The sequence below is a fragment of the Citrobacter sp. Cb031 genome, from assembly GCF_030336725.1.
GTDB lineage: Bacteria > Pseudomonadota > Gammaproteobacteria > Enterobacterales > Enterobacteriaceae > Citrobacter > Citrobacter braakii.
In genome coordinates, this window is the sequence record NZ_JAOWDA010000034.1 from 985,624 (window position 1) to 1,010,541 (window position 24,918).

At 49.7% G+C, this 24,918-nt stretch carries 35 protein-coding genes and 1 pseudogene; 6 read left to right on the top strand and 30 right to left on the bottom strand.

What is annotated here, in order from left to right:
• Positions 1–5: 5 nt before the first annotated feature.
• The 15 genes from OGV93_RS21310 to OGV93_RS21380 form a co-directional block, all read right to left on the bottom strand.
• Positions 6–338: a phage tail protein gene (locus OGV93_RS21310; protein WP_053090390.1), complete on the bottom strand. Its 333-nt coding sequence runs from the start codon at positions 336–338 to the stop codon at positions 6–8.
• Positions 339–3,641, bottom strand: a complete 3,303-nt coding sequence (locus tag OGV93_RS21315) for a phage tail tape measure protein (RefSeq protein WP_287110120.1) — start codon at positions 3,639–3,641, stop codon at positions 339–341.
• Positions 3,642–3,891: 250 nt separating this feature from the next.
• Entirely contained in the window at positions 3,892–4,254 is a 363-nt protein-coding gene (locus OGV93_RS21320) for a phage tail protein (protein WP_075847155.1), read from the bottom strand.
• Between the two features lie 62 nt (positions 4,255–4,316).
• Complete coding sequence (locus tag OGV93_RS21325) at positions 4,317–4,799, bottom strand: hypothetical protein (protein ID WP_003832379.1); 483 nt, start codon at positions 4,797–4,799, stop codon at positions 4,317–4,319.
• Between the two features lie 33 nt (positions 4,800–4,832).
• A complete protein-coding gene (locus OGV93_RS21330) occupies positions 4,833–5,237 on the bottom strand; it encodes an HK97-gp10 family putative phage morphogenesis protein (protein WP_016152739.1) in 405 nt (134 codons plus the stop codon).
• Positions 5,234–5,623, bottom strand: coding sequence for a hypothetical protein (locus tag OGV93_RS21335; RefSeq protein WP_016152738.1), 390 nt, complete (start codon positions 5,621–5,623; stop codon positions 5,234–5,236). The genes OGV93_RS21330 and OGV93_RS21335 overlap by 4 nt, the downstream gene beginning before the upstream one ends.
• On the bottom strand, positions 5,592–5,942 hold the full coding sequence (locus tag OGV93_RS21340) for a phage head closure protein (RefSeq protein WP_016152737.1): 351 nt from the start codon (positions 5,940–5,942) through the stop codon (positions 5,592–5,594). Before OGV93_RS21340 ends, OGV93_RS21335 begins: the two co-directional genes overlap by 32 nt.
• Positions 5,939–6,256 (bottom strand): head-tail connector protein, encoded by a 318-nt coding sequence (locus OGV93_RS21345; protein ID WP_016152736.1) that lies wholly within the window; start codon positions 6,254–6,256, stop codon positions 5,939–5,941. The genes OGV93_RS21340 and OGV93_RS21345 overlap by 4 nt, the downstream gene beginning before the upstream one ends.
• The gene (locus OGV93_RS21350) at positions 6,237–6,614 is read right to left on the bottom strand and encodes a hypothetical protein (RefSeq protein WP_016152735.1); all 378 of its coding nucleotides are present in this window, start codon (positions 6,612–6,614) and stop codon (positions 6,237–6,239) included. Before OGV93_RS21350 ends, OGV93_RS21345 begins: the two co-directional genes overlap by 20 nt.
• 97 nt (positions 6,615–6,711) lie before the next feature.
• Positions 6,712–7,998 carry a phage major capsid protein gene (locus OGV93_RS21355; RefSeq protein ID WP_016152734.1) on the bottom strand — a complete coding sequence of 429 codons (1,287 nt, stop codon included), beginning with the start codon at positions 7,996–7,998 and terminating at the stop codon, positions 6,712–6,714.
• A 72-nt stretch (positions 7,999–8,070) separates the two neighbouring features.
• Positions 8,071–8,991, bottom strand: coding sequence for a S49 family peptidase (locus OGV93_RS21360; RefSeq protein WP_075847153.1), 921 nt, complete (start codon positions 8,989–8,991; stop codon positions 8,071–8,073).
• A 36-nt stretch (positions 8,992–9,027) separates the two neighbouring features.
• The gene (locus tag OGV93_RS21365; protein WP_016152732.1) at positions 9,028–10,287 is read right to left on the bottom strand and encodes a phage portal protein; all 1,260 of its coding nucleotides are present in this window, start codon (positions 10,285–10,287) and stop codon (positions 9,028–9,030) included.
• On the bottom strand, positions 10,287–10,466 hold the full coding sequence (locus OGV93_RS21370) for a hypothetical protein (RefSeq protein ID WP_003832363.1): 180 nt from the start codon (positions 10,464–10,466) through the stop codon (positions 10,287–10,289). Before OGV93_RS21370 ends, OGV93_RS21365 begins: the two co-directional genes overlap by 1 nt.
• Complete coding sequence (locus OGV93_RS21375; protein ID WP_075847151.1) at positions 10,460–12,187, bottom strand: terminase large subunit; 1,728 nt, start codon at positions 12,185–12,187, stop codon at positions 10,460–10,462. Before OGV93_RS21375 ends, OGV93_RS21370 begins: the two co-directional genes overlap by 7 nt.
• Complete coding sequence (locus OGV93_RS21380; protein ID WP_003832359.1) at positions 12,184–12,681, bottom strand: phage terminase small subunit P27 family; 498 nt, start codon at positions 12,679–12,681, stop codon at positions 12,184–12,186. The genes OGV93_RS21375 and OGV93_RS21380 overlap by 4 nt, the downstream gene beginning before the upstream one ends.
• A gap of 214 nt (positions 12,682–12,895) precedes the next feature.
• Here OGV93_RS21380 and OGV93_RS21385 point away from each other — a divergent pair, with 214 nt between their 5' ends.
• On the top strand, positions 12,896–13,411 hold the full coding sequence (locus OGV93_RS21385; protein ID WP_003841965.1) for a hypothetical protein: 516 nt from the start codon (positions 12,896–12,898) through the stop codon (positions 13,409–13,411).
• 135 nt (positions 13,412–13,546) lie between these two features.
• Here the strand turns inward: OGV93_RS21385 and OGV93_RS21390 are convergent, their stop codons facing one another.
• The gene (locus OGV93_RS21390; protein ID WP_071886915.1) at positions 13,547–13,909 is read right to left on the bottom strand and encodes an HNH endonuclease; all 363 of its coding nucleotides are present in this window, start codon (positions 13,907–13,909) and stop codon (positions 13,547–13,549) included.
• Positions 13,910–14,183: 274 nt separating this feature from the next.
• Here OGV93_RS21390 and OGV93_RS21395 point away from each other — a divergent pair, with 274 nt between their 5' ends.
• The gene (locus tag OGV93_RS21395) at positions 14,184–14,723 is read left to right on the top strand and encodes a cytochrome b (protein ID WP_088583146.1); all 540 of its coding nucleotides are present in this window, start codon (positions 14,184–14,186) and stop codon (positions 14,721–14,723) included.
• Positions 14,724–14,838: 115 nt separating this feature from the next.
• Positions 14,839–15,198 carry a hypothetical protein gene (locus OGV93_RS21400; protein ID WP_137352520.1) on the top strand — a complete coding sequence of 120 codons (360 nt, stop codon included), beginning with the start codon at positions 14,839–14,841 and terminating at the stop codon, positions 15,196–15,198.
• 9 nt (positions 15,199–15,207) lie between these two features.
• Here OGV93_RS21400 and OGV93_RS21405 read toward each other — a convergent pair whose 3' ends face one another.
• Genes OGV93_RS21405 through OGV93_RS21415 form a run of 3 tightly spaced genes read right to left on the bottom strand, consistent with a single transcriptional unit; the run spans position 15,208 to position 16,533 of the window.
• Positions 15,208–15,711 (bottom strand): hypothetical protein, encoded by a 504-nt coding sequence (locus OGV93_RS21405; RefSeq protein WP_087050957.1) that lies wholly within the window; start codon positions 15,709–15,711, stop codon positions 15,208–15,210.
• A 23-nt stretch (positions 15,712–15,734) separates the two neighbouring features.
• Positions 15,735–16,283 carry a lysozyme gene (locus OGV93_RS21410; protein ID WP_075847143.1) on the bottom strand — a complete coding sequence of 183 codons (549 nt, stop codon included), beginning with the start codon at positions 16,281–16,283 and terminating at the stop codon, positions 15,735–15,737.
• Positions 16,255–16,533 carry a phage holin gene (locus OGV93_RS21415; RefSeq protein WP_003832349.1) on the bottom strand — a complete coding sequence of 93 codons (279 nt, stop codon included), beginning with the start codon at positions 16,531–16,533 and terminating at the stop codon, positions 16,255–16,257. The genes OGV93_RS21410 and OGV93_RS21415 overlap by 29 nt, the downstream gene beginning before the upstream one ends.
• 258 nt (positions 16,534–16,791) lie before the next feature.
• On the opposite strand from OGV93_RS21415, the gene OGV93_RS21420 reads away from it, so the two are divergent.
• A complete protein-coding gene (locus tag OGV93_RS21420; RefSeq protein WP_048233519.1) occupies positions 16,792–17,085 on the top strand; it encodes a hypothetical protein in 294 nt (97 codons plus the stop codon).
• Between the two features lie 136 nt (positions 17,086–17,221).
• Here the strand turns inward: OGV93_RS21420 and OGV93_RS21425 are convergent.
• Both OGV93_RS21425 and OGV93_RS21430 read right to left on the bottom strand, forming a co-directional pair.
• A pseudogene (locus tag OGV93_RS21425) lies at positions 17,222–17,329 on the bottom strand (putative holin); the annotation flags it as partial.
• 92 nt (positions 17,330–17,421) lie between these two features.
• Positions 17,422–17,610 carry a hypothetical protein gene (locus OGV93_RS21430; RefSeq protein WP_049268779.1) on the bottom strand — a complete coding sequence of 63 codons (189 nt, stop codon included), beginning with the start codon at positions 17,608–17,610 and terminating at the stop codon, positions 17,422–17,424.
• Between the two features lie 143 nt (positions 17,611–17,753).
• Between OGV93_RS21430 and OGV93_RS21435 the strand changes: the two genes are divergently transcribed.
• Positions 17,754–18,128 carry a FlxA-like family protein gene (locus tag OGV93_RS21435; RefSeq protein WP_170975985.1) on the top strand — a complete coding sequence of 125 codons (375 nt, stop codon included), beginning with the start codon at positions 17,754–17,756 and terminating at the stop codon, positions 18,126–18,128.
• Positions 18,129–18,445: 317 nt separating this feature from the next.
• Here OGV93_RS21435 and OGV93_RS21440 read toward each other — a convergent pair whose 3' ends face one another.
• The 7 genes from OGV93_RS21440 to OGV93_RS21470 all read right to left on the bottom strand — a co-directional run bounded on the left by OGV93_RS21440 (position 18,446) and on the right by OGV93_RS21470 (position 22,686).
• Positions 18,446–19,045: a hypothetical protein gene (locus OGV93_RS21440; RefSeq protein WP_137366892.1), complete on the bottom strand. Its 600-nt coding sequence runs from the start codon at positions 19,043–19,045 to the stop codon at positions 18,446–18,448.
• A gap of 13 nt (positions 19,046–19,058) precedes the next feature.
• Positions 19,059–20,099, bottom strand: a complete 1,041-nt coding sequence (locus OGV93_RS21445; RefSeq protein WP_137366893.1) for a DUF968 domain-containing protein — start codon at positions 20,097–20,099, stop codon at positions 19,059–19,061.
• Positions 20,096–20,455 (bottom strand): RusA family crossover junction endodeoxyribonuclease, encoded by a 360-nt coding sequence (locus tag OGV93_RS21450; protein WP_137366894.1) that lies wholly within the window; start codon positions 20,453–20,455, stop codon positions 20,096–20,098. Before OGV93_RS21450 ends, OGV93_RS21445 begins: the two co-directional genes overlap by 4 nt.
• A gap of 2 nt (positions 20,456–20,457) precedes the next feature.
• Positions 20,458–20,658 carry a hypothetical protein gene (locus tag OGV93_RS21455; protein ID WP_003832333.1) on the bottom strand — a complete coding sequence of 67 codons (201 nt, stop codon included), beginning with the start codon at positions 20,656–20,658 and terminating at the stop codon, positions 20,458–20,460.
• 128 nt (positions 20,659–20,786) lie between these two features.
• Positions 20,787–21,032 (bottom strand): hypothetical protein, encoded by a 246-nt coding sequence (locus OGV93_RS21460; RefSeq protein ID WP_049268782.1) that lies wholly within the window; start codon positions 21,030–21,032, stop codon positions 20,787–20,789.
• A 45-nt stretch (positions 21,033–21,077) separates the two neighbouring features.
• The gene (locus tag OGV93_RS21465; RefSeq protein WP_044700595.1) at positions 21,078–21,311 is read right to left on the bottom strand and encodes a DinI family protein; all 234 of its coding nucleotides are present in this window, start codon (positions 21,309–21,311) and stop codon (positions 21,078–21,080) included.
• Positions 21,312–21,594: 283 nt separating this feature from the next.
• Positions 21,595–22,686, bottom strand: coding sequence for a permease (locus OGV93_RS21470; RefSeq protein ID WP_044700597.1), 1,092 nt, complete (start codon positions 22,684–22,686; stop codon positions 21,595–21,597).
• A 100-nt stretch (positions 22,687–22,786) separates the two neighbouring features.
• Between OGV93_RS21470 and OGV93_RS21475 the strand changes: the two genes are divergently transcribed.
• On the top strand, positions 22,787–23,083 hold the full coding sequence (locus OGV93_RS21475) for an ArsR/SmtB family transcription factor (protein ID WP_038641364.1): 297 nt from the start codon (positions 22,787–22,789) through the stop codon (positions 23,081–23,083).
• A 67-nt stretch (positions 23,084–23,150) separates the two neighbouring features.
• On the opposite strand, the gene arsC is transcribed toward OGV93_RS21475, so the two are convergent.
• Positions 23,151–23,576 (bottom strand): glutaredoxin-dependent arsenate reductase, encoded by a 426-nt coding sequence (gene arsC, locus OGV93_RS21480; RefSeq protein ID WP_038641366.1) that lies wholly within the window; start codon positions 23,574–23,576, stop codon positions 23,151–23,153.
• Between the two features lie 12 nt (positions 23,577–23,588).
• Positions 23,589–24,878 (bottom strand): arsenite efflux transporter membrane subunit ArsB, encoded by a 1,290-nt coding sequence (arsB, locus tag OGV93_RS21485; protein WP_044711231.1) that lies wholly within the window; start codon positions 24,876–24,878, stop codon positions 23,589–23,591.
• Positions 24,879–24,918 lie beyond the last annotated feature (40 nt).

Consider the following 24,918-nt stretch of genomic DNA (forward strand, 5'->3'; position numbering starts at 1 on the left):
GATCCTTAAGCAATAACCTGCTCAAATTTACAGCTGAAATCAGAATACGTGACGTTGTCCGTAACAGACCATTCCCGGCAGACAACTTTAATCGTGCGGTTGTATTTTGGCGGTCGCCACAGAAAGGCTTTATATCCCCCGTGCTCGACCAGAAACGCTTCAAGTGCGGTGCGGGAATTGTCCGACGTTGTCCGGAAAACAGGCTGGAAGTTAATTAACTGATGGTTGAGTCCGGTCGGGCGACGTTGCTCATAGCCATCCCCAAATTTTATGGTTGTCACTGAAGGGGAAACAGAAGACGGCATCCCCTCCCTGGGTGCCCAATGAAAGGTTTTCACTTATCCTCCCGCCAGCATGCCGCCATCGCGGCCCTGAGTTCTCAGGATGCTCATGACGCGCGTATCGATCATTCTGACCAGCATCTGCGATGCCTGCGGCCCTATCTCCCCGTTTTGTCCGTCATTCTGGATGGCAATGTGATACACAGGTGAATAAGTAATCCACCCATTCATACCACCACCAGAGGAACCCGGGTCACCCAGCGCCCTGACGCCCAGCGTACCGTCAGGCGTTTTAGCAAGGGGCATAATGGCTTCCGGACCAGCTTCACCAAACACACCTGCCCCCTTTGCAAAAGCAAACAGGGTCGGGCTGTCATAGATGCCGTTACTGTAGGCACTTAATGAAGGTGAGTCATAAACACCGCCCTTCGCATTAAAACTAAAACTGCTGCCAAAACTGCTGATGGCCGTGCCGGTACTCGCGGTGGCTGCACCACCCAAAAGACTGCCGCCGATACCCATAATGGATTTCAGAATGGTGTTAGTAATCAGCGCCTGCGCTGCCATATCGACAAGGTTTTTAATCACCGACTGTGTCAGGGAGGAAAATAACCCAATCATCCCGTCCAGGAGTGTCTGTGTACCGTTCAGCATCCCGGTCAGCATGTTGGAGGTTCGCTCCTGGGTGGTTTCCATCAGGCCAATGGCGAGGCTGTTCAGGTTTCCCTGCGACTTATAAAGCTCCACCGCCGTCTGGTACTGCGCATCAGCGGAATCCTTGTCAGCCTTTTGCTTCAGCAGTTCGTACTGTTCTTTATTGATAACATCGTTCTGATAAAAAGCCTGCAGCAAAGACTGACGCTCGGCCAGTTGATTGCGCAGTTCTGCCAGCGGATCAACCGTGCCGGCGATATCAATCAGAGGGGCAGACATTGCCGCTGCCTGTGCCTGTAACAGTTCGCGGGCTGTACTTTGTGCCAGCGTGATTCTGGCCGTCTGGTATTCCTTTTCATCCAGAAGACGGGCATCCAGGAGCGACTTCAGCTCCTGGCTCGCTTCGCGCTCTTTCGTCAGAGAGGCTCTGGCCGGCGTATACTGTTCTGCCAGTTCGAGGCGCTGTTTCTGATAATTTTCAGCATTCAGTAGCAACGTCTTCTGAATATCAGCCTCGCTGGCCCCGTCAGCGCGGGCGGCTTCAAGGAGTTTTCTGGCGCTTTCCTGCTCCTGCAGGTTGATTCGTACGAGACTTGAGGCATGCGCCGCTTCGATTTCACGCCGCAGTTGCTCATACTGGTTAACCTTCGCCTTTTGCCCCTTCCCTGTATCCCCGCCTTCCCCGGTCCAGGGGGTATCGGGTTTATCGCTCCCTGTTTCATTCCCTGGTTTATCCGGCTTCGGCGAGGGATCGGTTTTCCCTGATTTAGCCTGCTCTATGGCCTCTTTGACAATTTTTTGCCGTTCCTTGAGGAGTTTTAACCCTTGTTCAACGGCATCCAGATCCCCTTTGTAGCGGGTTTTATCGTTCTTTACGCCTTTAAGCTGTCCGAACGGGTCGAAGCCGCTCAATCCATCGATACGGCTGTCCGCATCCTGAATTTCCTTAATCAGTTTATTTCGCTGAATAACCTGATTCTCAAACTGTTCATCAATATCCAGCTGTTTCACGTTGAGCTGGTTAAGCGACAGTTTTTTTAGTTCTTCATTCGTTTCAACGACAGCATTTTTCAGGTCAATCGCTGACTGACGGGCATTCTTCGCCTGATTATGGAAATAGAGCAACGCCGAACCTGCCAGCATCGCCGCTCCCACCGGACCGCCAACAAGTGCCAGCGCCCCTCTTGCCATACCTACTGCTGCAGAGGCTGCGCGGGCTGAAACGGAAAGCTGTTTATTGGCAGCATTCAGCTGGCTCTTTGCCTGGGTGGAGAGCAGTGTCTGCTCGGTTTCCTGCCGGATTAAGCGGTTAAACTCACTCTGATAACTGACGTTAAGGCCAAATTGTCTGGCACTTTTCTCCATTTCCCGATAACGCCCGAATTCTGCGTTATTCTGTGCCAGCGTGGCGGCGGTACTTTCCAGCGTTTTTCGCGCCATATCGGCCTGCGCCATCGCGCTGGCCCTGACTGCCTGCTGCTGCTCCACCCAGGCACCGATGTTGCCCCTGATACCTGCCGTCAGTTTTGTCGCCAGAACAGGAATCAGCGTATACAGCGCAACGTTGGCGACCGTATTAAAATTATCCGTCAGGCCATTAATGGCATCGGTAACGGTCTGAACACCACTGCGCAGCGGGCCGTTTCCGCTCTGTCCCACCTTAATAATCAGACCTTCAAAAGCCGAAGTCAGGCTGAGAAGATCGCCGTTGAGGTTATTTACCCTGATTTCGGCCTGCTCATGTGCGGTCTGTGTACCGGTCAGGGCGGCGGTCAGCGACTCCACCTTCTCGCGGTTCTGCACCAGGATGGATGCCGCGCTGAGGTTTTCCACCCCGAACAGCTTCACGGCCTGCTTTGTTGACTGGTTTTTCCCGGCCAGGTTCTCCAGTGCCTGACTCAGCCCGACAACAGAAGGCTTCAGGGTTTTATCGGTTCCCTTCTCCAGATTCAGGATCACGTTACGCAGCGCGGTTCCGGCCTCGCCGCCTTTAACCTCACGCTCCGCCAGTACCTGTATGGCGGCATTGAGGGTTTCAAAACCTACGCCAGCCTGTGCCGCTGCCACCCCGCCATTTTTAATAGCAGCAGCAGTATCGGCTATCTCCGACGAACCAAATTTCGCGCCGGCAGCCAGCACATTGATATACCGGTCGGCTTCACTGGCTCCCGCCCCAAACTGGTTTAACGACAGCGCCAGCGTTCGGGTGGCATCCGGAAGCGTGGTCCCTGCCGCCTGGGCCAGCGTTAACGCGCTTTTGGTCGCCGCCGTCAGCCCCGCAGAGGTACTCAGCAGTTCAGGCTTTGCCGAAGCCATCAGCTTAATGGCCTCGGCAGCCTGCGATGCGCTGTATTCCGTTGTGCGGCCCATTTCCTGCGCTGCCTGATCGTACAGTTTCATCTGCGCACTGGTGGCACCGGTGATGGCCTGCAAATCCGACAGGGACTGGCTGTACTGCCGCGTAGTGTTAATAATGGTGCCCAGCGATAAACCCGCCCCGGCAAAACCTGCCAGCCTGCCAGCCAGCCCTGATACCGAAGCAGAAACACGCTTATAGGCATCCTCCGTCTTTTTCGCATCAGCCTGGGCATTGCGGTTAAACTGGCGTGACTGACTCTCAGCGCTGCCGTAGGCGCTCATCAGCTGCGATTTAAAGTTCGCTGCATTCAGATGCAGCCCAACGGCAAGAGAGGCAACGTCACCCATTACATTAATACCTTCATAACTGCCGCACACTGCGCATCCAGACTCGGATTCACGGCGGCGGTGGGGGATTTAACAGGGGGCGGATTACTGTCAGGCTCTTCCCGGCAAGGCTTTTTGAAAATGCCCTGTTTGAGGAAGAAAGCTCGCCAGTGGAAAAGCGTGTCAGCCGGAAGCGCCGCAATTTTTGACGGGTCAGGCTCGCCCCAGCGGTCGGCCAGCCAGAAAATCAGCTCCAGCCAGGGCGAGTCACTCAGTTTTTTTCGGCGGTTTCCAGCTTACCGATGGCGTGCTTTTTCACTTTGTCGATGGCATCCAGAAGCACAACGTTATCGTGTGCCGCCAGCAGCTCCTTCGCCGTGGGTTTGTCTTTGGCTTTAATCGGCGAGCCGTCAGGCTGAACCAGGCTGTCGATAACAATCTGTACGCTCAGCTCAGACGCCAGGCGGGCATTGCCAGAGGTCTGCGCCTCGATGAGTGCATCTTCATGATCAATAAGCTCAGCCGCCGTCAGCCGACGCAGGTAAACCTTTGTGCCTAAAATTTCAGTTTCAGTAGGCGTGGATTTCGTTTTGAGCAGTGCATTTTTCAGTGCGGAGAGGCTAAATTCAGACATGGTGTATCCTGTTTTTCAGACGAAAAAAAACCGCCCGGAGGCGGTGTATATCGGGAAACAGATTACGCTCCGGCATCTGGTGCCGGCGCGGCGATCCCCCATTTAATGTTGTTTTGCTTACCCTGCACCGTAATCTGGATAACTTCACTGGCAGGCGCTGTGATTTCGTTCATCTGCCAGCCTGAAAGCGCAAGGATCATTGAAGCCGTTCTTTTGTTCGGCAGCTCAATATAAAACTGAACGGTCTTACGCTGTTCTGCAGCATTGAGGAACGCGGTGAAATCTTCGTTTTCCGGGTCGTCAATGAATCCCAGCGATTTCTCCGGCCCTTCCGGCAGGTCTGACACCGACTGCTTACTCTTGTCCAGCAGGGTGGTACAGTCGACAAATCCTCCCGTCTGACCTGTCGCGCCCAGTGCCTTACAGTTAATCAGGGGTTTGAGCGCCGCCACAGCGGCCCCCACCTCGCCGAACTTCACCACCGTCCCGGCAGGAAGCATTGCGTACTCAGGGGATGATTTTGGCGTGTTATTTTCATCAGCCATAATGATTCTCTCTTAAATAGTGGGCAGCGGTTGCTACCTGTTCTGAATACCATTGCGGATTTCAACGGTCAGAATGCGCAGAACCTGCCGGACGTTGTAATCCAGTGCCGGACGGATGAATGGATCGGCAACCTGTTTCACCGTACCGAACTCTTGGGCCAGCGCTTTCATGTAATGCTTCTTGCTGGGGCCAACCCGAAGGGTGACCACCGTATTTCCGCGACCTTTCCGCGTGGATGAGCGAATTTTGATGGAATCACGCATATGCTGCTCTGCAGAGGATGCATCGTCGAAGCCGGCATGTTGTTTCATGTCGTCTTCAACCACTTTCAGCGCCTCACGCCCCGCGTCACGTAACACCTTCGTGCCGACCTTTTCACCGAGTGCGATAAGCTGCCGCTCCAGCTCGTCCAGCCCTTTTACGTCCATAGTGATCATGGTGAGGCATCCCGGTAGTGAAAGGTGAAATCCCGGACGAGCCGGTACTGAATATTGCCGCTGGTCAGTACCGATTTACTCTGCTGTATTCCACCCCGGACCACATTCTGCACGGGAAAGCCCTCCAGCTGGCCATGCACGATAGCGGTCCATTCCGCGCTGATTTTCTTATCCAGCTGTAACAGGCGGGTGTAGTCATTAAGCAGATAAATCGCTATCTGGAAGCGACCCGCAATCAAGCCTGTGCGCAACAGTCCGGCGTACAGCTCCGGATCGGAGATACACTGGTAAGTAATTCCCTCCTGCAGCTCATCAGGCAGGAGCAGAGGGTAAACATCCAGCCCGGTCAGGCGTTCAAGTGCTGCCTTTAATGCCAGCTCGATCATGACGTGCGTCTGCCTCCCCTGTGATGATGATGCGGTCCGCAAGACGTTCGACGTTACGAACGGTATAAACCCGGTCAGACGTCGTTATTTTCCAGTCGATATCAATATTCAGGTTCGGATGAGTGGTAAAAAGACACGTTTCAACAACCTGTTGTTGATCCAGTGTGCGGATCTTTCTGCCCGAGACCAGCTCGCGCTTCGCCCAGGCTTTCCCGGTCGTGACCAGTTGCTCCGGCAGCTGTTCACCCAGCGGTCCCCGACCGGATTGCATATACCCAATCGAAAGACGGCAGGTCATCTCTTCCGGCTTCAGGCTCATACGGTGTTCTCCTGCAACGGGAAAAGAAGATGCCGGACCGGAGCCGTCTCCAGCCACTGACCGGTGAAACCATTCAGATACGCATCCCCGACCAGATACTGCATGGCCAGCTGGATATCTTCATCCGCCACAAAACCGCGTACACCTTCCGGCAGCGCCTGCAGTTCGTCGTCGCTTCCCACCAGTTTGCAGTAGTAGTCACGTTCAATACTCTTCTGCGCAGCCGCCACCATTTTAGTGAGCATGCCGTCATGCTCCGTGAAATCCGGCTCCAGACGGAGCTGGGTTTTCACGTCATCCAATGTCAGTATCATGGTCATCGGCTCCCTTGCGGGGACTCAGCGCCTTTTCCGCATCTTCTGGCCATACCGCAATATGGCGTTCAACCAGTTTTTCTGCGTACTCAGTATCAAAACAGGCCGTATCACCGCGTGAATAACGATGATAGGGTCCCAGGAAAAAAACCGCTTTCCGCATCACTTCTGCTCCCGTCAGGACCGTGGCCCCGTTTGTTTCACTTCCGGTCAGATCAACACCTGTATCACCTGAACCCGCTGCAGTATTCTGACCGTCATCCCCGTCCACTGTATTTTCCGGCGTCAGTTCATCCGGCTTTTTCACATCACCGGCTGCAACCGCCGCTGCCGCTGCTTTTGCCGCTTTCGTCGTCATCGTTTTGCTCCTGAAAAGAAAAAACCCGCTGCTGCGGGCTTGGGGAATTACGTGCTTTTACGCTGTGCGACCGTGGTCGCACAGAGTGCAGGACCGGTTAAAACAGCACTTTTGTCCCGAGAACAAGACCTTCCGGATGACGGAAGCCGATATCGTGCTCCGTCACCACGCGAATCAACGACTGGTTACGGGAGAACGCGGAAACCAGATTTCCGTCCCCGTCCTGATAGGAGGCTTCCTGCGAAAACGACACCTTCATGTTGCCGTCTTCACCGATAACCACGTCATTAAAGTCAGCGAAGTAAATTTCCGACTCTTTGCCAGCGTCACCGAGGTTTGCCGGGATAGCGCTGGTACGCTGAATCTGAAATCCCTTCAGCATCCCCTGGGCCATTTCCGGGTAGACCTTATTACCGTTACCGTCGCGCAGCCCGAACAGTTTCATGTAGGTACGGTTCGACATGCCCCAGCCGCAGCTGATCATGTTGCTGTTCCCGTCCATCGCCATCAGGATGATGCTGTCGAGATAGGTATCAATCGTCTGCAGATTAACCTCTGCAGCAGCTTCCCACGGCAGCAGGCGGTTCCACTCAGTTGCTCGCGTTTTCATACCGACAGGCGTATCACCGGTACCGTCATCGCGCATAAAGGCTTTATCTTCACGAACAGAGATCGCGGTCAGAATATCCTGCAGGACCAGCTGCTCCACGTTGTAGCCAGCACGACCAATCAGCTGGTTTGAGATTGGAACCATTGCAATCATGGTTTTCGCAGTGAGTTTCACATCATCGAAGCGCGCTTCTGATGTTTTCGCATCCTTGCCTTCCCCGGTGTAGCTCGCCGTCGCACCACCTGCCAGACGCGGCAGCGCCATGTTGCCGTTCGGCAGCGGAATGGAGCGCGCACCCAGCTTACGAACGATGGTGCGATCGCGCAGCAGTTCGATCACCTCGCTGTGCAGGTTTTGCGGAATAAGAACACCGCCTGACGCGGCGGCAGTGTTGATGGCCATCGAGACAGACTGGTCATTCAGTTCTTCAGCTGCAAATTTAGCAGCATCCTGAACGTTACCCTGTGCTGCCGCAATCGACATCACCAGACGGGTCATGCCTGCGCCGGTATATTGCTTTGGCTCAGCCTTAATGCTGATACCTGGAGTCTGCTGTGTGCCTTTAACCGGTTTGGCGACAAGCGCTGCAGCACGTTCAGCCGCTTCCAGACGCTCAATCTTGGCGCTGATATCCGTGAACTGCTGCTGCAGGCTGGCAAATTCGGTTAACTGCTCCGCAGTCAGCGTACCGCCACCAGTTTCTACTGCCGCCAGTACCTGAACCTTCTGATTAATACCCGCACGTTCACGACGCAATTCTTCAATATGATCCATGTTTTTCTCTCTTTTTGGCATAAAAAAAGCAGCCTGTTGGCTGCTTTCTGGTAATGACGCGTTAGCGCCGGGTTACATTCTGGTTTGCAGGTCCATCGCGGCTGCCTGCAACTTTATGGAAGTGGTTTGTTGAGGTTGTTTGTACTTTGCCGCAATGGCATTAATCGCGGACTGAGGATCCGAAACTTCATCAGCAAGACCAGCAGAAATGGCATCAGCGCCGAAATAGATTCCGGCCTGTGTGTTAATCACCGTCTGAGGGGCAAGTTTCCGGTATTCCGCTACAGAGGTAATAAACGTCTCGTACATATCGTCAATCATCCTCTGGAACATTCCCCGAGCGTCTTCACTCAGTGGCTCATGTTGTGTACCGTTATTTTTGTTATCTCCCCGAAAAATCGTGGTGAATGTTAACCCCATTTGCTCTTCCATCCTGGAAGTATCCAGGTGTTCCATGATCACTCCAATCGAGCCGACTCCACTGGTCTGGCTGACTACAATTTTGCTGCAGGCCGAAGCGATAAAGTAAGCCGCAGAATAGGCGCTGTAGTTCACAATTGCAGTAATAGGCTTAGTTTGACGTGACTGGAAAATATAATCGGCCAGTTCCTTGCATCCAACCGCCGCACCACCACCAGAATTTATATCCAGCACAATTTCACTGATGGAAGGGTCATTTAATGCAGCATGCACCTGGCTACGTATGCGCTCATAGCTGGTAAGTTCCGAACACATTGCAGTAATTTGCCCACGACGTGGAACCAGAATGCCGTGAACAGGAATAACAGCCATTCCACCAGCTGGTTGAACCAAATCTGGCGCCTGATTGTTATCAGGATTCTGTGTCATGTGAATTCCAGCCTCTTCTGATAATCCCTGAATACGGGGAACCAGCACAGCTTTTACAGAATCCATTGTCTGTCGTGTCACGTAATGTGGAACACCAAAGACCATAGCCGCCAGATGCGGCAGATTAATTAAATTTTTTGTCATGATGTTTACCAAGTCAGCCCGCACTGCGGGTGATATTCAGTTTCTGGACAGAATAGAGTTGATTTCTGCCAGTTGTTTTGCTGTTGGCGTGTTATCGCCAGGTAAGATTTGTTTACTGTCGACCATATTCAGAGGCGTCAGGTATTTGTCCCCTCCGGCGATGGGTGGAAGGTTCTCCATGCGGCGAATGTCGTTAACCGATAACCAGCCCCACTGGCGGCCTAATGCATAAGATTCATAGCGTGACTTCTGATCACCGCGCAGCAGGCCAGAAACATTGAATTCAATGTACAGATCACTGCGCTCGCTGGGTAAAAGCAGATCGCGCATTAATGCGCCTTCATGGCGCTTCAGCCAGGCCAACAGCGTGTACATCACAAACTGCAGCCCCTGGTGCTCAATGTTGTTATTCGTGGCTTTCGCCAGCATCTGCACCATATGGGGCGGGATTTTATAGAGCCGGCACACTTCCTCCACGCCCCATTGACGGGACTGTAACAGCTGCGCTTTCTCATTATCCTGAGATAGCTGTTTGTAGCTCATCCCTTCCTGAAGCAATGCAACAGAGAATGCGTTCCTGACGCCGGAATATCTGTCCGTCCACTTTGCCAGCAGGCGGTCGATAGCATCCTGGCTTTTGATCGTCGGAGCGTCTTTTGGACGTTCAATAACGCCGCTCATCGTTGTACCACGGCGAAAGACCTGAGAAGCATGCTCTTCCACGGCGAGGTTTAGCCCAAGAACATCCGCGTTCGTCTGGATTGGGGAACTGCCGATATAGCCATCCAGTGAGAAGACCTTCACATGATGCATCATGCGCATTGGCAACGTTTCGCCAATTTCGGGTAGTTCATAATATGGCATCCCATCCGGGCCTTTCAGGACAATGACCTTTTGGGGATTAACCGGGATTAATTCGCGGGGATAACCTTTCCCGTCCCTGTCGATGATCGAGTAGCAATTTCCCTCCAGGCCAAGCAGGCCCTGCTGCTGTTCAAAGTATTCAAATGAAGTGTCTTTTTTGTTGGGCTCGGAATGAATCAGATCATATACAGGGTGGTCAGTCGCCCGTTCACGGCCTCCGTTAGCGCCTCGCCTGTAAAGTTCACACGGCAGCTGCGCCACCGATTCTGCCAGAAGCGTTACACATGCCCGGACCGCCGATAACGCCATTGCGGTTTCAGAAGTGATAACGATCCCCGCCTTGCTCTGGCTGGAACTCACACCACCCAGCATCGCCTGCCAGAAACTACCACCAGACTGAGATTTACCCCGAAACATCTGGGGAATGAACATTATTCACCCCCTGATTTAATTACGCTGGCAGACATTGATTTCGCGATTAAAAATGACCACAGCAGGCAGATTGAACCGCCAGTAATAAGCCCGGCTGCAGGTGAAATAAGCCAGGCACCGGCAGACAGTAACGCGGCTCCGGCGAGGCCGATAAAAAAACTTAAAAACGTCATTAGCATGCTACATCTTCCTCGTCGTAAACGGATGAATTACTCGCCCGGCTATTCAACATTGCCCGTCCGATTGCCATAATCAGCGAAACCGCGCCATCGATTTTGTTTTCGTTATGCTCTTTGATGGGTTTAACCACATCGTCATTACCGGGCAAATACTTCCCGACGACGTTGCTGATACACCAGCTCATAATCGGGTTCCCGTCGTGATGAAAGCGGCCTGACTCAATGGCGGCTTCCAGCTCCTTCGTCGGATCAGACATATTGGTGTAGTTCTGAACAATAGTGATCGGATTAAGGCTTTCATCAGCCAGATCATGTGAAAGCCCCGTCGCGCCGAACGGGTCAATCGGTGACTCACTGACTGGGTTGAGCTTGTTTGCCGCCTTGGCCTCTTCAAGGATGTAGCGGTAATCAACTTCAGCGCCATCAGTAACTGTAAGCAGTCCCATTTCAACCCATTTCTGAAATCGCTCCGCAGTACGACGATCTTCGTTCTTTTCAACGCTGAATACTGCGTCGTAGGGAACCCAGAAGCGGGGAGCAACGCTGTAGTAATGTGTCTTGCCGTCAATTTCCCTGGTGAACAACCGCGCCATACTGTTCATATCCAGCTTGCGCGCCAGGTCGAAAGACAGAACACATGGCTGTCCTTCGAATTGCTCCAGCGTAAGTGTCTTATCCTCACAGTTCTGCCAGGAAACCAGGTTGTAGAAAGCAGCACGGGCTGCAACCCAGATGTTGAGGTGTTTAGTTTTAAATACACCAGCCTGACGGGCGTTATTAATAGCTCTCTGTTGCTGGCTGAGGAGAAAGTCACGATAGACCGACACGCCCATATTCGGGTTAGCTTTTTCCAGCACTTTAGGATCGGTCCAGTCATCCCCCTCGTCGACGGTGTATATCACGCCGAACAATTCCTCATTCGGTACTGTGCCATTCAGCATCTCAATCACTTCACGCCGTTTGTCGTAGCATGGCCCCTCAATGTTGTAACCCGCCGTCGTGATCGCCCACATTAGTGGTTGTCGCCGCGCCCCCATACCCGTCAGCATAGTGGTGTAGAGCGAATCTGTGGGATGTTCGTGGTACTCGTCAACAATCGCACAGTGCGGCGAAGCGCCGTCCCCAGGGTTACCAATCAGCGGCTCAAAACGCGCGCCATCTTCTGGCCGGTTCAGGTTGGACGCATTAACTTCAATCCCGAACGCTTCCACCAGCAGCGGGGTGCGCTTACACATCAGACGAGCTGGTCTGAATACTTCCCACGCCTGTTTTTCAGTTGTGGCCCCGGAATATACTTCAGCGCCAAACTCGTTATCACAGGTAAAACAGTACAGCGCCACACCTGCCGAAATAGCTGATTTCCCATTTTTACGCGGTATCTCCGTGTAAACCTCGCGAAATCGTCGAAGCTTCGACCCTTTCTGGACCCAGCCAAAGGCGCAGCACACAATAAACAGTTGCCATGCCTCCAGAGTGATCGGCATCCGCTTGAATGCCCACTCTCCTTTTGTATGTGGCAACAACTGGATAAATTTCGCGGCCTTTTCTGCCATGTCTTTATCGAAGCGGTAACGAAATTTCTTACTCTTTTCAGCCGCCATGTCATCGATATGACGCTGGCAGGCCTGAATGACAAACTGGCACGCCGGAATTTTCCCCCGCACAACGTTGCGGGCGTATTGATTCGCGGCGTTTACGTTGGGGTACGATTTCCGGCTCATGAGTTGATCATCTTCAGGAATGGGTTAGAGGTTTTCTTCTGTCCGGCAAGGCCGATTAGGCGTTGTCGACTGCTGGGATCAAGGCCAAGCATGGAGCCGGTAGAGCTCATCTCCGATTCCTGCTCTTTCTTTGCGGTTAGCTCAGGGTTTTTTATCTTCCCCCCCATAGCACCAGTGATAGTCAGCCCTTCTCTGGCGATATTTTTAACCGCCCTGCGCCAGAACTCATATGCAACACACCAGCGCTCAAGTACGGCAAGATCGGTAACACACAGTAATCCCTGTCCACATAATTCTTTCGTGGTCAGTTCCCACATGACGGCCGCCATTGGCAGACCATCATCCTCAGAAAACCAGTCAGGTGGTGCCACACCTTTAATCGGTGTGAATACAGGTTCCTCTTTATTCAGGGCTCGTTTGCCGGGGTTCCCTGCCAGCTCCTTGCGCGCCGTTGGCTTGGGGCGACGCCCGGAACGCCCCGCCGTACCAGCCATAAGCGACACTCCTGGTTAAATTTCATTTTTCGCGGGTATAAAAATACGAGGAAGCGGGCAGTCCTAAAGAGCGAAAGGTGTCAGGGATTTGATCCCCCCTCCCCCTTGAAGATGACAGCAAGAAAGCATGCAAAAGCAGATACTGGTCATCCATCAGGATGTTCAGCATAGTGTCTTCAGTTAATCTGAATAAATAAACGATGGAGTCTAAGAAATGGATAAAACTAGAAAATATGATAGAGCCTTACAACTTGAGATCCTCAACGCTCTTATAGATTGTGCTCCTAACTCTTTAAACAAGGCACAGGAGCGAGACCTCATTGAGAAGTTTGATAACTATGATCACTTTGTGGCGTGCATGCTATATCTTGAAATGCATAGTCTTGTTTCTACACCCTTCGTACGCAGCGAAACCATGGCTGGCGTTGATTTTATCTTCAACGCCCCATACTGCAACATTACAGAGAAAGGAATTGATTTTCTTCTTGATGATGGCGGCTTAAGTGCAATCCTTAAGGTTCAAACAGTTCGGTTACACAATGACACGATTGTTGCCCTTGAGGATATAATCCGTGTCGCAAATATATCTGAAGATCAGAAGAAGGGATTGATTTCAAAACTCCGAGAGCTTCCGGGAGACGCCATAAAACATTTGACCCTACAGTTACTGACTCAGGGGGTTCTGAATCTGCCGAACGCACTTCGACTAATTCAAACAACCCTCCAGTAGGGCTAAACTCGTCAGAGGGGCGAATTAACTCAAATTTGCCCCATCCCAGTGTTTTACTCAAAAACACCCAAAATTCCTTCCGGGTATCTGCATGAATGTAGAAACTGTTCTTATGCATTACAACAGTGAATATTATCATCGAGTACGTTCTCTTGCTGTCTTTGCTCTGTGGCATTCCCAGCACAACGACTCAAGGTTGGAATCGTCATCAGTACCGCCATGAGCTTTTGGAATGATGTGGTCAACGCTTGCCGCTTTCTTCGCTATCCTCTGTCGGCGATGGTTCTGACACAGGTATTTATCACGCTGAAGGATACGCGCTCGTTTAATTTCCCAGAGTCGCCCGTATCCACGTTCTTGCCTACTCTTTCCTGACTGATAATTCCGCCAGCCGTCACCAGCATGCTGCTGTCGGTGTTGGTCACAATATCCGCTGACATCATTGGTGATTGCCGCACACCCTTTGTGTCGGCATGGGCGTTTAGCACGTGCTGGCATCGGCATAGTCCTGTTTGTTGGATACAAATTGTGTAATAAGCGGAAAGTAAAAATGAACCAGTAGCTGATTAAAAGTTCTCATAAATAGCGAGAATCTGCGCAGTTCTTGCCCCGTAACATCACGGATTACCAGAAAGAAATAAAAATGATAATTATTATCAAAATATTCAAGTAAGATCGCTGGAATAACAAATTCTTAATCTCTCAACAAAATAAGGATTTGTTAAGCTTCATGATTTATGGTCGATGTAACACCCCGTTTGAGGCAAGAATAATGGTCAAATTCTCAAAACTTCAGATTCGCTTACACTGGCTAACCCTGATATTAATAGCGATAACCTATGCAGCTATGGAGCTTCGTGGCTGGTTTCCCAAAGGCAGCAACACCTACCTTCTCATGAAAGAAACACATTATAATGTTGGGGTGTTTGTCTGGTTTTTAATGATAATACGATTAATTATTAAACATAAGTATCATGACCCAGCCATCATTCCACCCCCACCAGCCTGGCAGATGATGGCGGCTAAAATAATGCATATCCTGCTGTACATTTCTTTTTTGGCTCTGCCATTATTAGGTATTACAATTATGGCTTACGGTGGGAAGGACTGGAGTTTCTTAAGTTTTAACATTGCACCTTTCGTTACTCCTGACGGGGAAACAAAATCACTTATTAAAGATATTCACGAAACACTGGCAAACGTCGGATACTTTTTAATCGCAGCGCATGCAGGTGCAGCGTTATTTCATCACTACGTCCAGAAAGATAACACTCTTTTGAGAATGATCCCTGATTGTAACGATAAGAAATAAATACAAATTTTAATGTTTAACATTACAGCAGGCACTCAGTGAATGCCTGCTGGAATGCTCTATGAGTTGGGTTCGTTAAATGATATGTTTCCAAATATAACCATAAGGAGATGAAATGTTTAATTTTCTCAAAACACTCAACAGGCTCATCAATCAAAAAACCACCCAAGAGGTACCGCAGGAATATTCAACCGAGCAGCTTCTGCAGTGGGCTACTGGGTGCATGTTAGAAGGTTTGCCGGACAAGTTTTACGAAGCGAGAATTTCCTGTTTCCGCAACATTGACAATGAAGGACGTACCGCAATCGCTTCAATACATGACGTCAAGTTGACCATAGAAAGCGAATACACTCCTTTCTATCCGCCCGATGATCTTTACGCCACACATTGCATAGAGAAAATGCTTGCTGGAAATAACTGGAGCCAAGCAACTATAACTTTCAACCCAGAAACGACAGCCTTCACATGGGAATAACTTTCTCTTCTATGGCGAGGCTCTGGTATTTTCTATTTCACGTATTCCGGCAAGCTGATTGTTTGCCTTCTCAATGGTGGCCAGTAGCGGGTTAATCCACAGCACTGCCTGGCAGTACGTTATTGAGCTGGCGGCAGCGGCGCTATCACTGACTGTGTCAGCCTCCCCGGTATCGGGGTGCATTGCATTGGCACGTAAACGGTGCGCGTATTCGAGCAGCCCACCAGCGACATCAGCAGGAACAGGCAAATCACAGGTTTTTTCACGTCGTAAAATCTCCCGGTATTCAATGATGGTTTTCTCTGTTCCGGCATCTATTAGCGAATTAAGGCGGTTGGTATTCTCTGCTATCTGGTTAAACCGGTTGAAGTTGAAGGCCTGAGTAGTTATCACCGCCGTCTGTAGCGCGTTGTCGCTACGCAAAACCCGGTTGTCGCTCTCTGACGTGGCCAGCGCGGCATTACTGCGGGCCAGCAGCACACAGAGCACCGAGATGAGGATGATAGCTGCCATCCCAACAAAAACGAGACTTCTGTTCACTGGTCTATCCCCCAGCACGTCAGCGCGCTTTCCTGGTCTCGCCGTTCTACCTGCCCATAACAGCCATTTTTCTGGCCTTTAGTCAGGCGACAATCACGGCCACCGTCTTTAATCCACCAGCGGATCGCTTCACAGGCTCCTTTACGGTCACCAGCGTTAATGCGCTTGTAAAACGTAGATGGGAAGCATTTTGCGGGACCGATGTTATAAGGGCAAAAAGATGCGATACCCGCTTTCTGCGGCTCACTCAGCGGAATTTTGATATTTCGCTCAACCCACGCCAGCGCTTTGTCGCGTTCGATGGCGTTTACCTGGGCACATTTCTCAGCAGAAAGCCTCATGTCCTGAACTACTGGCTTACCATCAACCATCGTGGCACCACGGCAAATAGTCCAGATTCCGCCACCGTCGCGATATGCTGTCAGGCTGTTACCCTCTTTCTCATCCAGAAACTGATCGAGAATCACGGGGGCGGAAGCCCCGGCAAGAATCAAACCAACGACCGCTGCGCTCAGTTTATTCTTCAGCTTTGGTGACATTACCATTAAGCCGGTCCTCCCTTTCCTTTTTCCTGTAATACCAGTTCACTGCACAGGTAATAACAGTGCATGCGATACCGACAATAATTGCCCAGTCGCTCAGGCTTAACCCTGCAATTCTGTCGGCCAACATCCAGGACACCTCTTTTGCTGTTTTAGCTGTTTCGGCATATGCCTTCGCTGATACACCGCAGCCGGTCAGCGTGGTTCCTGTTCCATATGAAAGTCTGCTGTAAATGGTGCTCATTCTGGTCATAGCCTCACCTCCGATTCTTCGGATGGCGCTGTGTGTGATTAAAGGGTCAGGCTTCACGGGCTGGATTTATCAACAAAGCACGTAGCGGATGATTCCCGTGAGCCTGAAATGAAAAAGGCCGCCAGTTGGCAGCCTAAAAATGATGTTTGATAATTTTTCCATCGAGCAAGGTTAGACTAGCCAATTACAGTAGCTTGCTCTCCAATTCAATTCCTGATCTACTACTTGGTTCTAGCAACCAATGAAAAAGGATAGATCGTGAATAATGGGAAAAATGAACGATTCAGAGTGTACTTATCCAGTTTTGATGCGGATATTGCAGCACTAACAGAAGCCTGTAAAAGTATCAGCAACAGTCTTAACTCTGTTTTGGAGAGCACAAAAAGAGAGGGGTTTATAAACCCGATTCAAGTTTTCATAGATTCTTTAACACTGAATCAGCCCGAAACACATTCTAATATCTGGGTAGCCGTTAATTCATCATGGCAGATTGCAGAAGAAGCCAGGCTAAAACTTGAGAAATTTGGTTATAAGACTGGTGAAATTATTTAAATATCCTCCGGCATAGCCGGAGGTTTTTCTGATACGCCTATAAGGCTCTGTTTCCAGTTGCGTCCTAACAGGCGCATACGATCTTACATATACATCACACTTCGTTACTTATGACCCGTGAACGGGCTACCCGGATAAATGCGCCAAACACCACACCGTAATCGGTTCCGGTTAACAGTTCATAGACACTGGCCCCCGTCAGGACACCACCAGCCAGCCCAGTACCGGAAATCGGATCGGGCATTTAGCCCCCTCTAAATTGCTGTGAGTCCTCTCAGGAATGAGGGGAATAAAAAAAAGGCCGCCATGCGGCAGCCTCGAAGTAAGTACGGTTGTTTACAATGGTGGAGAGAGAGGACCTTCTAACACCTCTGCTTCACCGTTATGGCAAATGTCATCGCCTCTGGTCAGATGCCAAACACCTGTGATTATTTTCCCCGTTTCCAAGTCATCAACAGTGTCATTCGTGTAGTACGCTACCTGTACAACACCGACATGCTGAATCCAGTAATACCCTTCTTTCATAAGCTCCTCCGCGATACTCAGCAGATAGTATAGAGCAGTACAAATAATGCTGTGGTGCAGGAAGCCACAACTTAATCTTTGCTATAAAGTAATTTCGAAAGATGACGATAATGGGTAATAAATGTAAGGCCAGAGGAACCACCATGAGCATGACAGTTAGCACTTTGGGTCAGGACATACTGCAAAGCACAGTAAAACAAGCACCTTCAAGTACTGGAAACTCTGTTTCACAACAAATTCAAAACCTTAAAAAACAAATTGGTGAGTTGACAAAAGAACTCAGCGCCATGGGTTCAAAAATAAATGAAGTAACCTCCGAGGAGGAGGCAAAACTGCTTAAAGAGCAGATGGAGATGATTCAAAGGCAAATCGAGTCTATATACGCCAAAATTGCTCAATTACAAAAACAAGAAGCAGAAAAAAACCAAATGGCATCGGTAGCATTACCTTCAGTAAGTGACAAATCAGGTTCGAACGCTGCAGGGAATAATACTAAAAATATTGATGTCTACGTTTAGCAGTGACCCCCTATCATTTTTCCTCTGAGTTAGAAACGAAAAAGGATTGCGAGAACTTGTTTTCGAGTTAACGATTTCAGATCGACGATATGACAGGGGTACTGGTGCTATGCACCTCGCGAATACCCCTGTCGTATCGCCGGAAACCAAAAACCCCGCGGTGGCGGGGTTCTCGTTATGTTCAAATTGTTCGCTTTTTGTCGCTGCCATAGTGGCGCAGCTCTGCCAAGCATGAATGAATTATCTGATTTTCTGGCCCGTTTTCAACACCATTATCAAAAAATAGCATCAATAGCTAAAAAATGATTTCAGTGAGTCTATTCAGATAACAGTTTGCGTGCTTCCAAAAAGACCTTTGCTCTGAATATTTCTAGGCACCAGCGCACGCGCTTTCTCGCCTCCCCATCAGTTAACCATGGCGCAATCGCCTGCAACTCCCGGGTTATGTCTGAGATTTTTTTTCGGGTGGTGTAATACTGAAGACCGACCACATAAACCGGATCATTAATATCCAGCGCCTGCAGTACGCATTGCTCAACAAAATCGACATCATCATTATGCAGGGCTTCATCAATCACACTAGCGGATGACTGCGGCCAGAGAATGCTATGTGCCCTGTTCATTGCCTGCTGTCCACGGAATCCCTCTTCTCTCGCCTGATTTAACGCAACAGTGAATCGCTCTAACGCCTTATCTGACCAATTCCGTCCTTTAATAACATTCCAGCATGCATGACTTCGCGGCAAACGGGGTGCAGTTTTCCCTCCCACACCCTCGCCCCATATAGTGAGCAGGGATTTAATCCATCCGGACTGGATCCCTGTAAGGAGAATACATTTACCCAGCCAGCTTTTGCGTGGAGCAGAAGCCGCTTTACCCAGCGCTTCCAGATGATTGCGGCGTTGACGTGGTGTCATCCTGTTCTTCTCCTTACGCCAGAACGCCAAGCCCATAAGCCCGGTCCAGCACTCTGATTATCATTACCGGCTGAGGAACATGTTTTTGCTCAAACTTCACCGGGTCGTTATGTAGTTCTGTATGGCACTGACGACACAAAGGGATCGCGAAAATATCATGCGCTTTCGTAGCCATCCCTCCCTGCCCCCAGCCGATTAAATGGTGTGGGTCATCTGATGGTTTGCCGCAGCATTCGCAGGGCTGTGTTTTAATCCATTCCAGATACCCGGGGGCCGTCCAGCGGATCCTCTTCGGACGTTTCATATAGGTTTGCGGGGACTCGGGATCTACCAGGACACCGACTACGGGTTTAATCGCTGGAACTTGCGCTGGTGGCATGTTCACGGTTACTGCGTTGGCTCTGGCTGTAATGATGCTGGTGGCGGTTACACCCGGTTCGATATCGCATTCACGCATGACTGAATGATGCTCTTTCGAAGGAATACGTAGCGACCGACTGGCTGCTGATTCGGGAATTGCGTCGGTAACTCCCATTCGAACCGCCCACCAGCAAAGCTCAGCCAGCGACAACTCTCTGGAAGAATCCATATTTAGCGCCACCATGATGCTGTTAATAATCCAGTTAATAACATTACGTCTCGCCAGCTCTGCAAGTTGTTCGCTGTAGTGGTCACGCAGATGGTTATCACAATGTCCACACAGGAGAACCGATCCGGGTTCATGACGCAGAGTGGTTAACTCGTGATAATGGTAATTGCTGTGTGGCCACTGGCAGCAGCTACCGCCATAACGCAGAAGCCAGTAATCAAGACCACTAAAACCACCAGCAGCCTTTATAACTTTTTCATCCTGGAAGAACGGCCACAGGGATTCGTCACTGGCCAGCGGCTGGCGAACGTCAGGAACAGGGCCTGCAGGCAACCTTTCCATGCTTGCAGGCTGACTTTCCACCAACACACGTTCACAACTGAATAATGACATTAGCTCGCTGCCCGGTTTGAGCAGCACAATTCCAAGCTCACGCGCAACCACCGGCTTCAGCAACGCCCTCATTCTGCAATCTCCCCGATAATTATTTGTCCCTTCTCTCCCCATAATTTTGTGATGCGTGAATCCCAGATGTGAGCATCATCTTCGTAAATAGCATCCATCAGGGCTTTCATCATGTTGTCGAAATCAGGTTTAGCCTGATGTGGTTTACCATTGAACTCTGTCCGTTTCTTATTGCTCCAGCTCGCTGGCATCGGAAGAATGAAGGTGACATGCGAACCGCTTTCCGGCAGCTCAACACCCTGCAGACGAACTTCATCACAGAAAGCCCGGTAACGCAGAACCTCGGGGCGTTTTTTCCATTTGTCAGCGCGCGTCATTCTGGGCTTGCCCATTGGGGTGATATCGTAGACTTTCACATTCACCTCCAGATCCGTTGTTGCCAGGTTCTCTCCTGACGCGGAGGCTTAGATGCTTCTGGCAAGAACGCGCTGATCGTCCAGTGAATGAAGTCATTATCCAGACTACGCTCTGTCTTAATCTGCTTTGCGCGATAGCGGGCTTCCAGTTCATCAGCCTGCTCAGTGGTGAGTTGAGTATGTTGAAACCAGCTTTTCTTCATAACGCACCTCTGGATGCGGCAAAAAGAAAATCGCTGGCGTTAGTTAACGTCAGTATGTGGGATTGCTTGAATTGATCTTGCGCCATGGGCTTTTCTCCTGTGGCGCAGCAGGTATAGGTTGTTCAGGCCTATGACGGGAGTGTAACAGATTTTTGGGTAACGCGATAACCAGCCCTTTCCAGCATCTGAGTAAACAACGTAGGTGTACCAATAATTTCATTATCCTGAAGAGGCAAAAATGACACCATGCTATCGCGTCGGTACATCAGGGCGCGCTCACACTCAGGAAATGATTGCAGCCTGGCAACGATGACTCCATCGTGACATCTGATGACTGCGTAGCCTTTTTTGGGCAATCCTAATTTTTCTTTCACTTAAACTCCCCCATGCAAACGGGATAAAAGTAACACCCAAAATAATTAATAAAACCAGTCGTCAGCACTTTCCCAGGTTTCCTGGAGGATAGTCTCTATTTTCTTTTTATCTTCCTTGTCACCACCAAGAACACTTAAGCCATCAGAGCCTGTACGACGTATGCTCAGGCTGCAGTTCTCATACTGATTACCCAACCTTTTAAGTAACTCTTTCTCCAGCGCCGGCACTGCTCCCTTTGGAAGTTCTTTAGTACGATCAATGGTGAGTTCAACTTTCATATTAGCCTCCACTGCATATACTGTATATTTGTACAGTACACCGATACATTGAAATGATCAATGACTTAAGAGCACAAATTGCTAACCTTAGCCTATCAATTTGATGCAAAAAAACCCGCCGAAGCGGGTTCAATCCAATGCGGATTTGTTGTTTGAACACCATAGCAAGTATGGAGATATCAAAGCCCTTAAATTTGGATAACTGTATTGATTGGGATTGATTGCACAACTTTCATACGCTCGCCCCCCTGCAACTTTTTCTGGTTCTGTCTAACATTCCCAATCAAAATAACAACTGTGTCAGGTATCCCATAATAATCGCCATGCCCAAAATAACGGTCAGGAATGCAGCAATCAAGGGTGTTTTGAACATTGATTTAAGCAGTATTACTTCCGTCAGACTAGCTCCTGCGCTACCAATAATCAGAGCCATTACTGCTCCCGTTCCCATGCCTTTATCCATCAAGACTGATGCCAACGGAATTACTGCCTCAGCACGTATATACAACGGTATTCCAATAATTGCACTTAGTGGAATCGCAAACGGATTATCATTCCCAGCATGAGCAGCAATCCACTCTGCAGGTATAAAACCGTAGATAAACGACCCTATAACAATACCTAACATCAGATAAGGTAATACATCTTTAAATTGAGTCCAGGCATCCTGAAATGCCAGTCGTATCGCACCAGGCTCTCTTACTACACTTTTCGGGAAGAATTGTTTATTTGTTTGGCCCGTCTCGCAGCTCAATTCACAATTTGTGCCCCGAAATGCTGAGAAACTCTTAAACGTTTCTTGTGGTTTAGAACAACTATTAGCCCCTATGTCCTGTTGATTTGATACAGAACAGCAAGCTGAAACACTCTGTAGTTTAGTTTCAGGAGTTTTTCCACTGCTAACACCACAACAGCTAGCCAGCGGTTTTGATGTTTCGACAATATGTCGGTCAAAACCAAGCACATCTAACAAAATACTTGCCAGTACGGAAACTGTTGCAGCTATAACAGCGTATAGCAGGGTAACTTTCCAACCAAAAGTAACCCACATCAGACCAATGATTATCGGGTTGAGCAGAGGTGAAACAAACAAGAATGTAAGTGTTGGACCGAAGCCTGCTTTTGCTGATAACAGTCCGCGTAACATGGGAATTGTAGAGCAGCTGCAAAACGGTGTTACAGCTCCTAACAGCGATGCAAGTATGTAACCTCTCCCCTTTCTCGCCCCTAACATTCTTTGAATCTTTTGGTCCGGAATTTTTTGCCTGATAAGGCTAACACCCGCACTAATCAGAAAAAAAAGCGCAGACAACTCGACAGCAAGAAACAAGAACATCTCTGCCGCGTTAGTAAACATAGAAATCCAGCTATTCATGAAACCCCCTATAAACCATATTTCTAGAATAATCGAATTATTGAGGTTAGATCAACATATTTCTGGTATTATCGAAATATCAATAGATGAGGAAGGTACCATGCAACTAGAAGAAGTAGCTAAAGCTATGAAAGAATTAGGACATCCAACACGTTTGTTTATTTTCAAACACCTTGTTAAAGCCGGTGAACAAGGTTTACCTGTAGGTGATCTACAAAAACAACTTGCGATTCCATCTTCAACACTGAGTCATCATATATCCGCACTTGTTTCCGTAGGTCTGGTCAAACAAAATCGCGAAAGCCGCTCCTTAATCTGCGTTTCTCAATATGACAAGTTAGAGTCGATTATTGATTTTCTACGCGAAGAATGTTGCATCAACAGTCCAAAGATTTAAATCGAGGCAATCCATTGTTTTTATTTGATAAAGGAGCCGCCTAAATAACAGGCGGCTCTCCTGTCGCTTATTTCAATTTTTTGCCTGCATCATCAACGACTTTCTCGCCATCTTCCTTGGCGAAAGCCCCTTTCTGAGCATCAGGAAGGATATCCAGAACAACTTCAGAAGGACGGCACAGTTTGGTTCCCAGCGGTGTTACAACGATGGGGCGATTAATCAGGATCGGATGCTGCAACATAAAGTTAATTAACTGGTCGTCAGTAAATTTATCTTCGGCAAGACCCAGTTCCTCATATGGCTCGACGTTCTTACGTAGTAACGCCCGGACGGAAATGCCCATATCAGCAATGAGTTTGACCAGCTCATCGCGTGAAGGTGGAGTCTCAAGGTAAAGAATAACGGTCGGCTCATTACCGCTGTTGCGGATCATCTCCAGCGTGTTACGCGATGTGCCGCAGGCTGGGTTGTGATAAATGGTGATGTTGCTCATATCAGTATCTCATTACAAAGTGAAAGAGAGACGTAGCGCCAGCGCGGCCAGCGTTACAAACAGCACAGGCAGAGTCATGACGATCCCGGTGCGGAAATAGTATCCCCAGGTGATGGTCATATTCTTCTGTGAAAGTACGTGTAGCCAGAGCAGCGTTGCCAGGCTACCAATAGGGGTAATTTTCGGCCCCAGATCGCAGCCAATGACGTTGGCATAAATCATTGCTTCTTTGATAACGCCCGACGCGGTACTGCCATCAATCGACAATGCGCCAATCAATACGGTAGGCATGTTATTCATGATAGAAGAGAGGAATGCGGTCAGGAATCCCGTTCCCAGCGTGGCTGCCCACAGGCCTTTATCTGCGAGTAAGTTCAGCACGTCAGACAAATATTCTGTCAGCCCTGCGTTACGCAGCCCATAGACCACCAGATACATTCCCAGCGAGAAGATCACGATCTGCCATGGTGCCCCACGCAACACTTTACCGGTGTTAATGCCGTGACCTTTTTTTGCCACAGCAAACAGGATTGCTGCCCCTACTGCTGCAATGGCACTGACCGGAATACCCAGTGGTTCGAGTACAAAAAAGCCCACTAATAAAAGAATTAATACAATCCAACCTGTTCTGAATGTTGCCAGATCTTTGATGGCTTTTGCGGGCTCTTTCAGTCGTGCAATATCATAAGTGGGCGGGATATCTTTGCGGAAAAATAGATGCAGCATCACCAGAGTGGCGACGATGGCGGCGATATCCACCGGCACCATTACCGAGGCATATTCCGTGAATCCCAGTTTGAAGAAATCAGCCGAAACGATATTGACCAGGTTCGATACGATAAGCGGCAAGCTGGCGGTATCGGCAATAAACCCTGCGGCCATCACGAAAGCAAGTGTGGTGCTTTTACTGAAGCCAAGCGCCAGGAGCATAGCGATAACAATCGGCGTCAGAATAAGTGCCGCGCCATCGTTGGCAAACAGTGCCGCGACTGCCGCGCCGAGCAGAACGATATACGTAAACAGAAGGCGGCCACGACCGTTCCCCCAGCGAGAAACGTGCAGCGCTGCCCATTCGAAAAAGCCTGACTCATCAAGCAACAGACTGATGATAATAACGGCGATAAATGTTGCCGTCGCGTTCCAGACGATATTCCACACCACCGGAATATCAGCAATGTGAATCACACCCGATGCCAGAGCCAGTACGGCCCCCAGCGTGGCGCTCCAGCCAATCCCTAATCCCTTTGGCTGCCAGATAACCAATATGATGGTCAGGATAAAAATGGCTCCTGCCAGTAACATATAACCTCCTGAAAGGGCAGCAATGCTGCCCCGAATGATG

Excerpts from the sequence above, each read along its gene's own strand:
- arsB (WP_044711231.1), bottom strand. The coding sequence starts at position 24,878 with ATGTTACTGGCAGGAGCCATTTTTATCCTGACCATCATATTGGTTATC.
- OGV93_RS21345 (WP_016152736.1), bottom strand. The coding sequence starts at position 6,256 with ATGATACTGACATTGGATGACGTGAAAACCCAGCTCCGTCTGGAGCCG.
- OGV93_RS21340 (WP_016152737.1), bottom strand. The coding sequence starts at position 5,942 with ATGAGCCTGAAGCCGGAAGAGATGACCTGCCGTCTTTCGATTGGGTAT.
- OGV93_RS21455 (WP_003832333.1), bottom strand. The coding sequence starts at position 20,658 with ATGAAGAAAAGCTGGTTTCAACATACTCAACTCACCACTGAGCAGGCT.
- OGV93_RS21325 (WP_003832379.1), bottom strand. The coding sequence starts at position 4,799 with ATGGCTGATGAAAATAACACGCCAAAATCATCCCCTGAGTACGCAATG.
- OGV93_RS21355 (WP_016152734.1), bottom strand. The coding sequence starts at position 7,998 with ATGGATCATATTGAAGAATTGCGTCGTGAACGTGCGGGTATTAATCAG.
- OGV93_RS21335 (WP_016152738.1), bottom strand. The coding sequence starts at position 5,623 with ATGATCGAGCTGGCATTAAAGGCAGCACTTGAACGCCTGACCGGGCTG.
- OGV93_RS21385 (WP_003841965.1), top strand. The coding sequence starts at position 12,896 with ATGGATAAAACTAGAAAATATGATAGAGCCTTACAACTTGAGATCCTC.
- OGV93_RS21370 (WP_003832363.1), bottom strand. The coding sequence starts at position 10,466 with ATGCTAATGACGTTTTTAAGTTTTTTTATCGGCCTCGCCGGAGCCGCG.
- OGV93_RS21320 (WP_075847155.1), bottom strand. The coding sequence starts at position 4,254 with ATGTCTGAATTTAGCCTCTCCGCACTGAAAAATGCACTGCTCAAAACG.
- OGV93_RS21365 (WP_016152732.1), bottom strand. The coding sequence starts at position 10,287 with ATGTTCATTCCCCAGATGTTTCGGGGTAAATCTCAGTCTGGTGGTAGT.
- OGV93_RS21435 (WP_170975985.1), top strand. The coding sequence starts at position 17,754 with ATGAGCATGACAGTTAGCACTTTGGGTCAGGACATACTGCAAAGCACA.
- OGV93_RS21400 (WP_137352520.1), top strand. The coding sequence starts at position 14,839 with ATGTTTAATTTTCTCAAAACACTCAACAGGCTCATCAATCAAAAAACC.
- OGV93_RS21410 (WP_075847143.1), bottom strand. The coding sequence starts at position 16,283 with ATGGTAATGTCACCAAAGCTGAAGAATAAACTGAGCGCAGCGGTCGTT.
- OGV93_RS21360 (WP_075847153.1), bottom strand. The coding sequence starts at position 8,991 with ATGACAAAAAATTTAATTAATCTGCCGCATCTGGCGGCTATGGTCTTT.
- OGV93_RS21440 (WP_137366892.1), bottom strand. The coding sequence starts at position 19,045 with ATGACACCACGTCAACGCCGCAATCATCTGGAAGCGCTGGGTAAAGCG.
- OGV93_RS21390 (WP_071886915.1), bottom strand. The coding sequence starts at position 13,909 with ATGCCAGCACGTGCTAAACGCCCATGCCGACACAAAGGGTGTGCGGCA.
- OGV93_RS21395 (WP_088583146.1), top strand. The coding sequence starts at position 14,184 with ATGGTCAAATTCTCAAAACTTCAGATTCGCTTACACTGGCTAACCCTG.
- OGV93_RS21405 (WP_087050957.1), bottom strand. The coding sequence starts at position 15,711 with ATGGCAGCTATCATCCTCATCTCGGTGCTCTGTGTGCTGCTGGCCCGC.
- arsC (WP_038641366.1), bottom strand. The coding sequence starts at position 23,576 with ATGAGCAACATCACCATTTATCACAACCCAGCCTGCGGCACATCGCGT.
- OGV93_RS21430 (WP_049268779.1), bottom strand. The coding sequence starts at position 17,610 with ATGAAAGAAGGGTATTACTGGATTCAGCATGTCGGTGTTGTACAGGTA.
- OGV93_RS21465 (WP_044700595.1), bottom strand. The coding sequence starts at position 21,311 with ATGAAAGTTGAACTCACCATTGATCGTACTAAAGAACTTCCAAAGGGA.
- OGV93_RS21375 (WP_075847151.1), bottom strand. The coding sequence starts at position 12,187 with ATGAGCCGGAAATCGTACCCCAACGTAAACGCCGCGAATCAATACGCC.
- OGV93_RS21470 (WP_044700597.1), bottom strand. The coding sequence starts at position 22,686 with ATGAATAGCTGGATTTCTATGTTTACTAACGCGGCAGAGATGTTCTTG.
- OGV93_RS21380 (WP_003832359.1), bottom strand. The coding sequence starts at position 12,681 with ATGGCTGGTACGGCGGGGCGTTCCGGGCGTCGCCCCAAGCCAACGGCG.
- OGV93_RS21315 (WP_287110120.1), bottom strand. The coding sequence starts at position 3,641 with ATGGGTGACGTTGCCTCTCTTGCCGTTGGGCTGCATCTGAATGCAGCG.
- OGV93_RS21445 (WP_137366893.1), bottom strand. The coding sequence starts at position 20,099 with ATGAGGGCGTTGCTGAAGCCGGTGGTTGCGCGTGAGCTTGGAATTGTG.
- OGV93_RS21350 (WP_016152735.1), bottom strand. The coding sequence starts at position 6,614 with ATGACGACGAAAGCGGCAAAAGCAGCGGCAGCGGCGGTTGCAGCCGGT.
- OGV93_RS21415 (WP_003832349.1), bottom strand. The coding sequence starts at position 16,533 with ATGACCAGAATGAGCACCATTTACAGCAGACTTTCATATGGAACAGGA.
- OGV93_RS21475 (WP_038641364.1), top strand. The coding sequence starts at position 22,787 with ATGCAACTAGAAGAAGTAGCTAAAGCTATGAAAGAATTAGGACATCCA.
- OGV93_RS21330 (WP_016152739.1), bottom strand. The coding sequence starts at position 5,237 with ATGATCACTATGGACGTAAAAGGGCTGGACGAGCTGGAGCGGCAGCTT.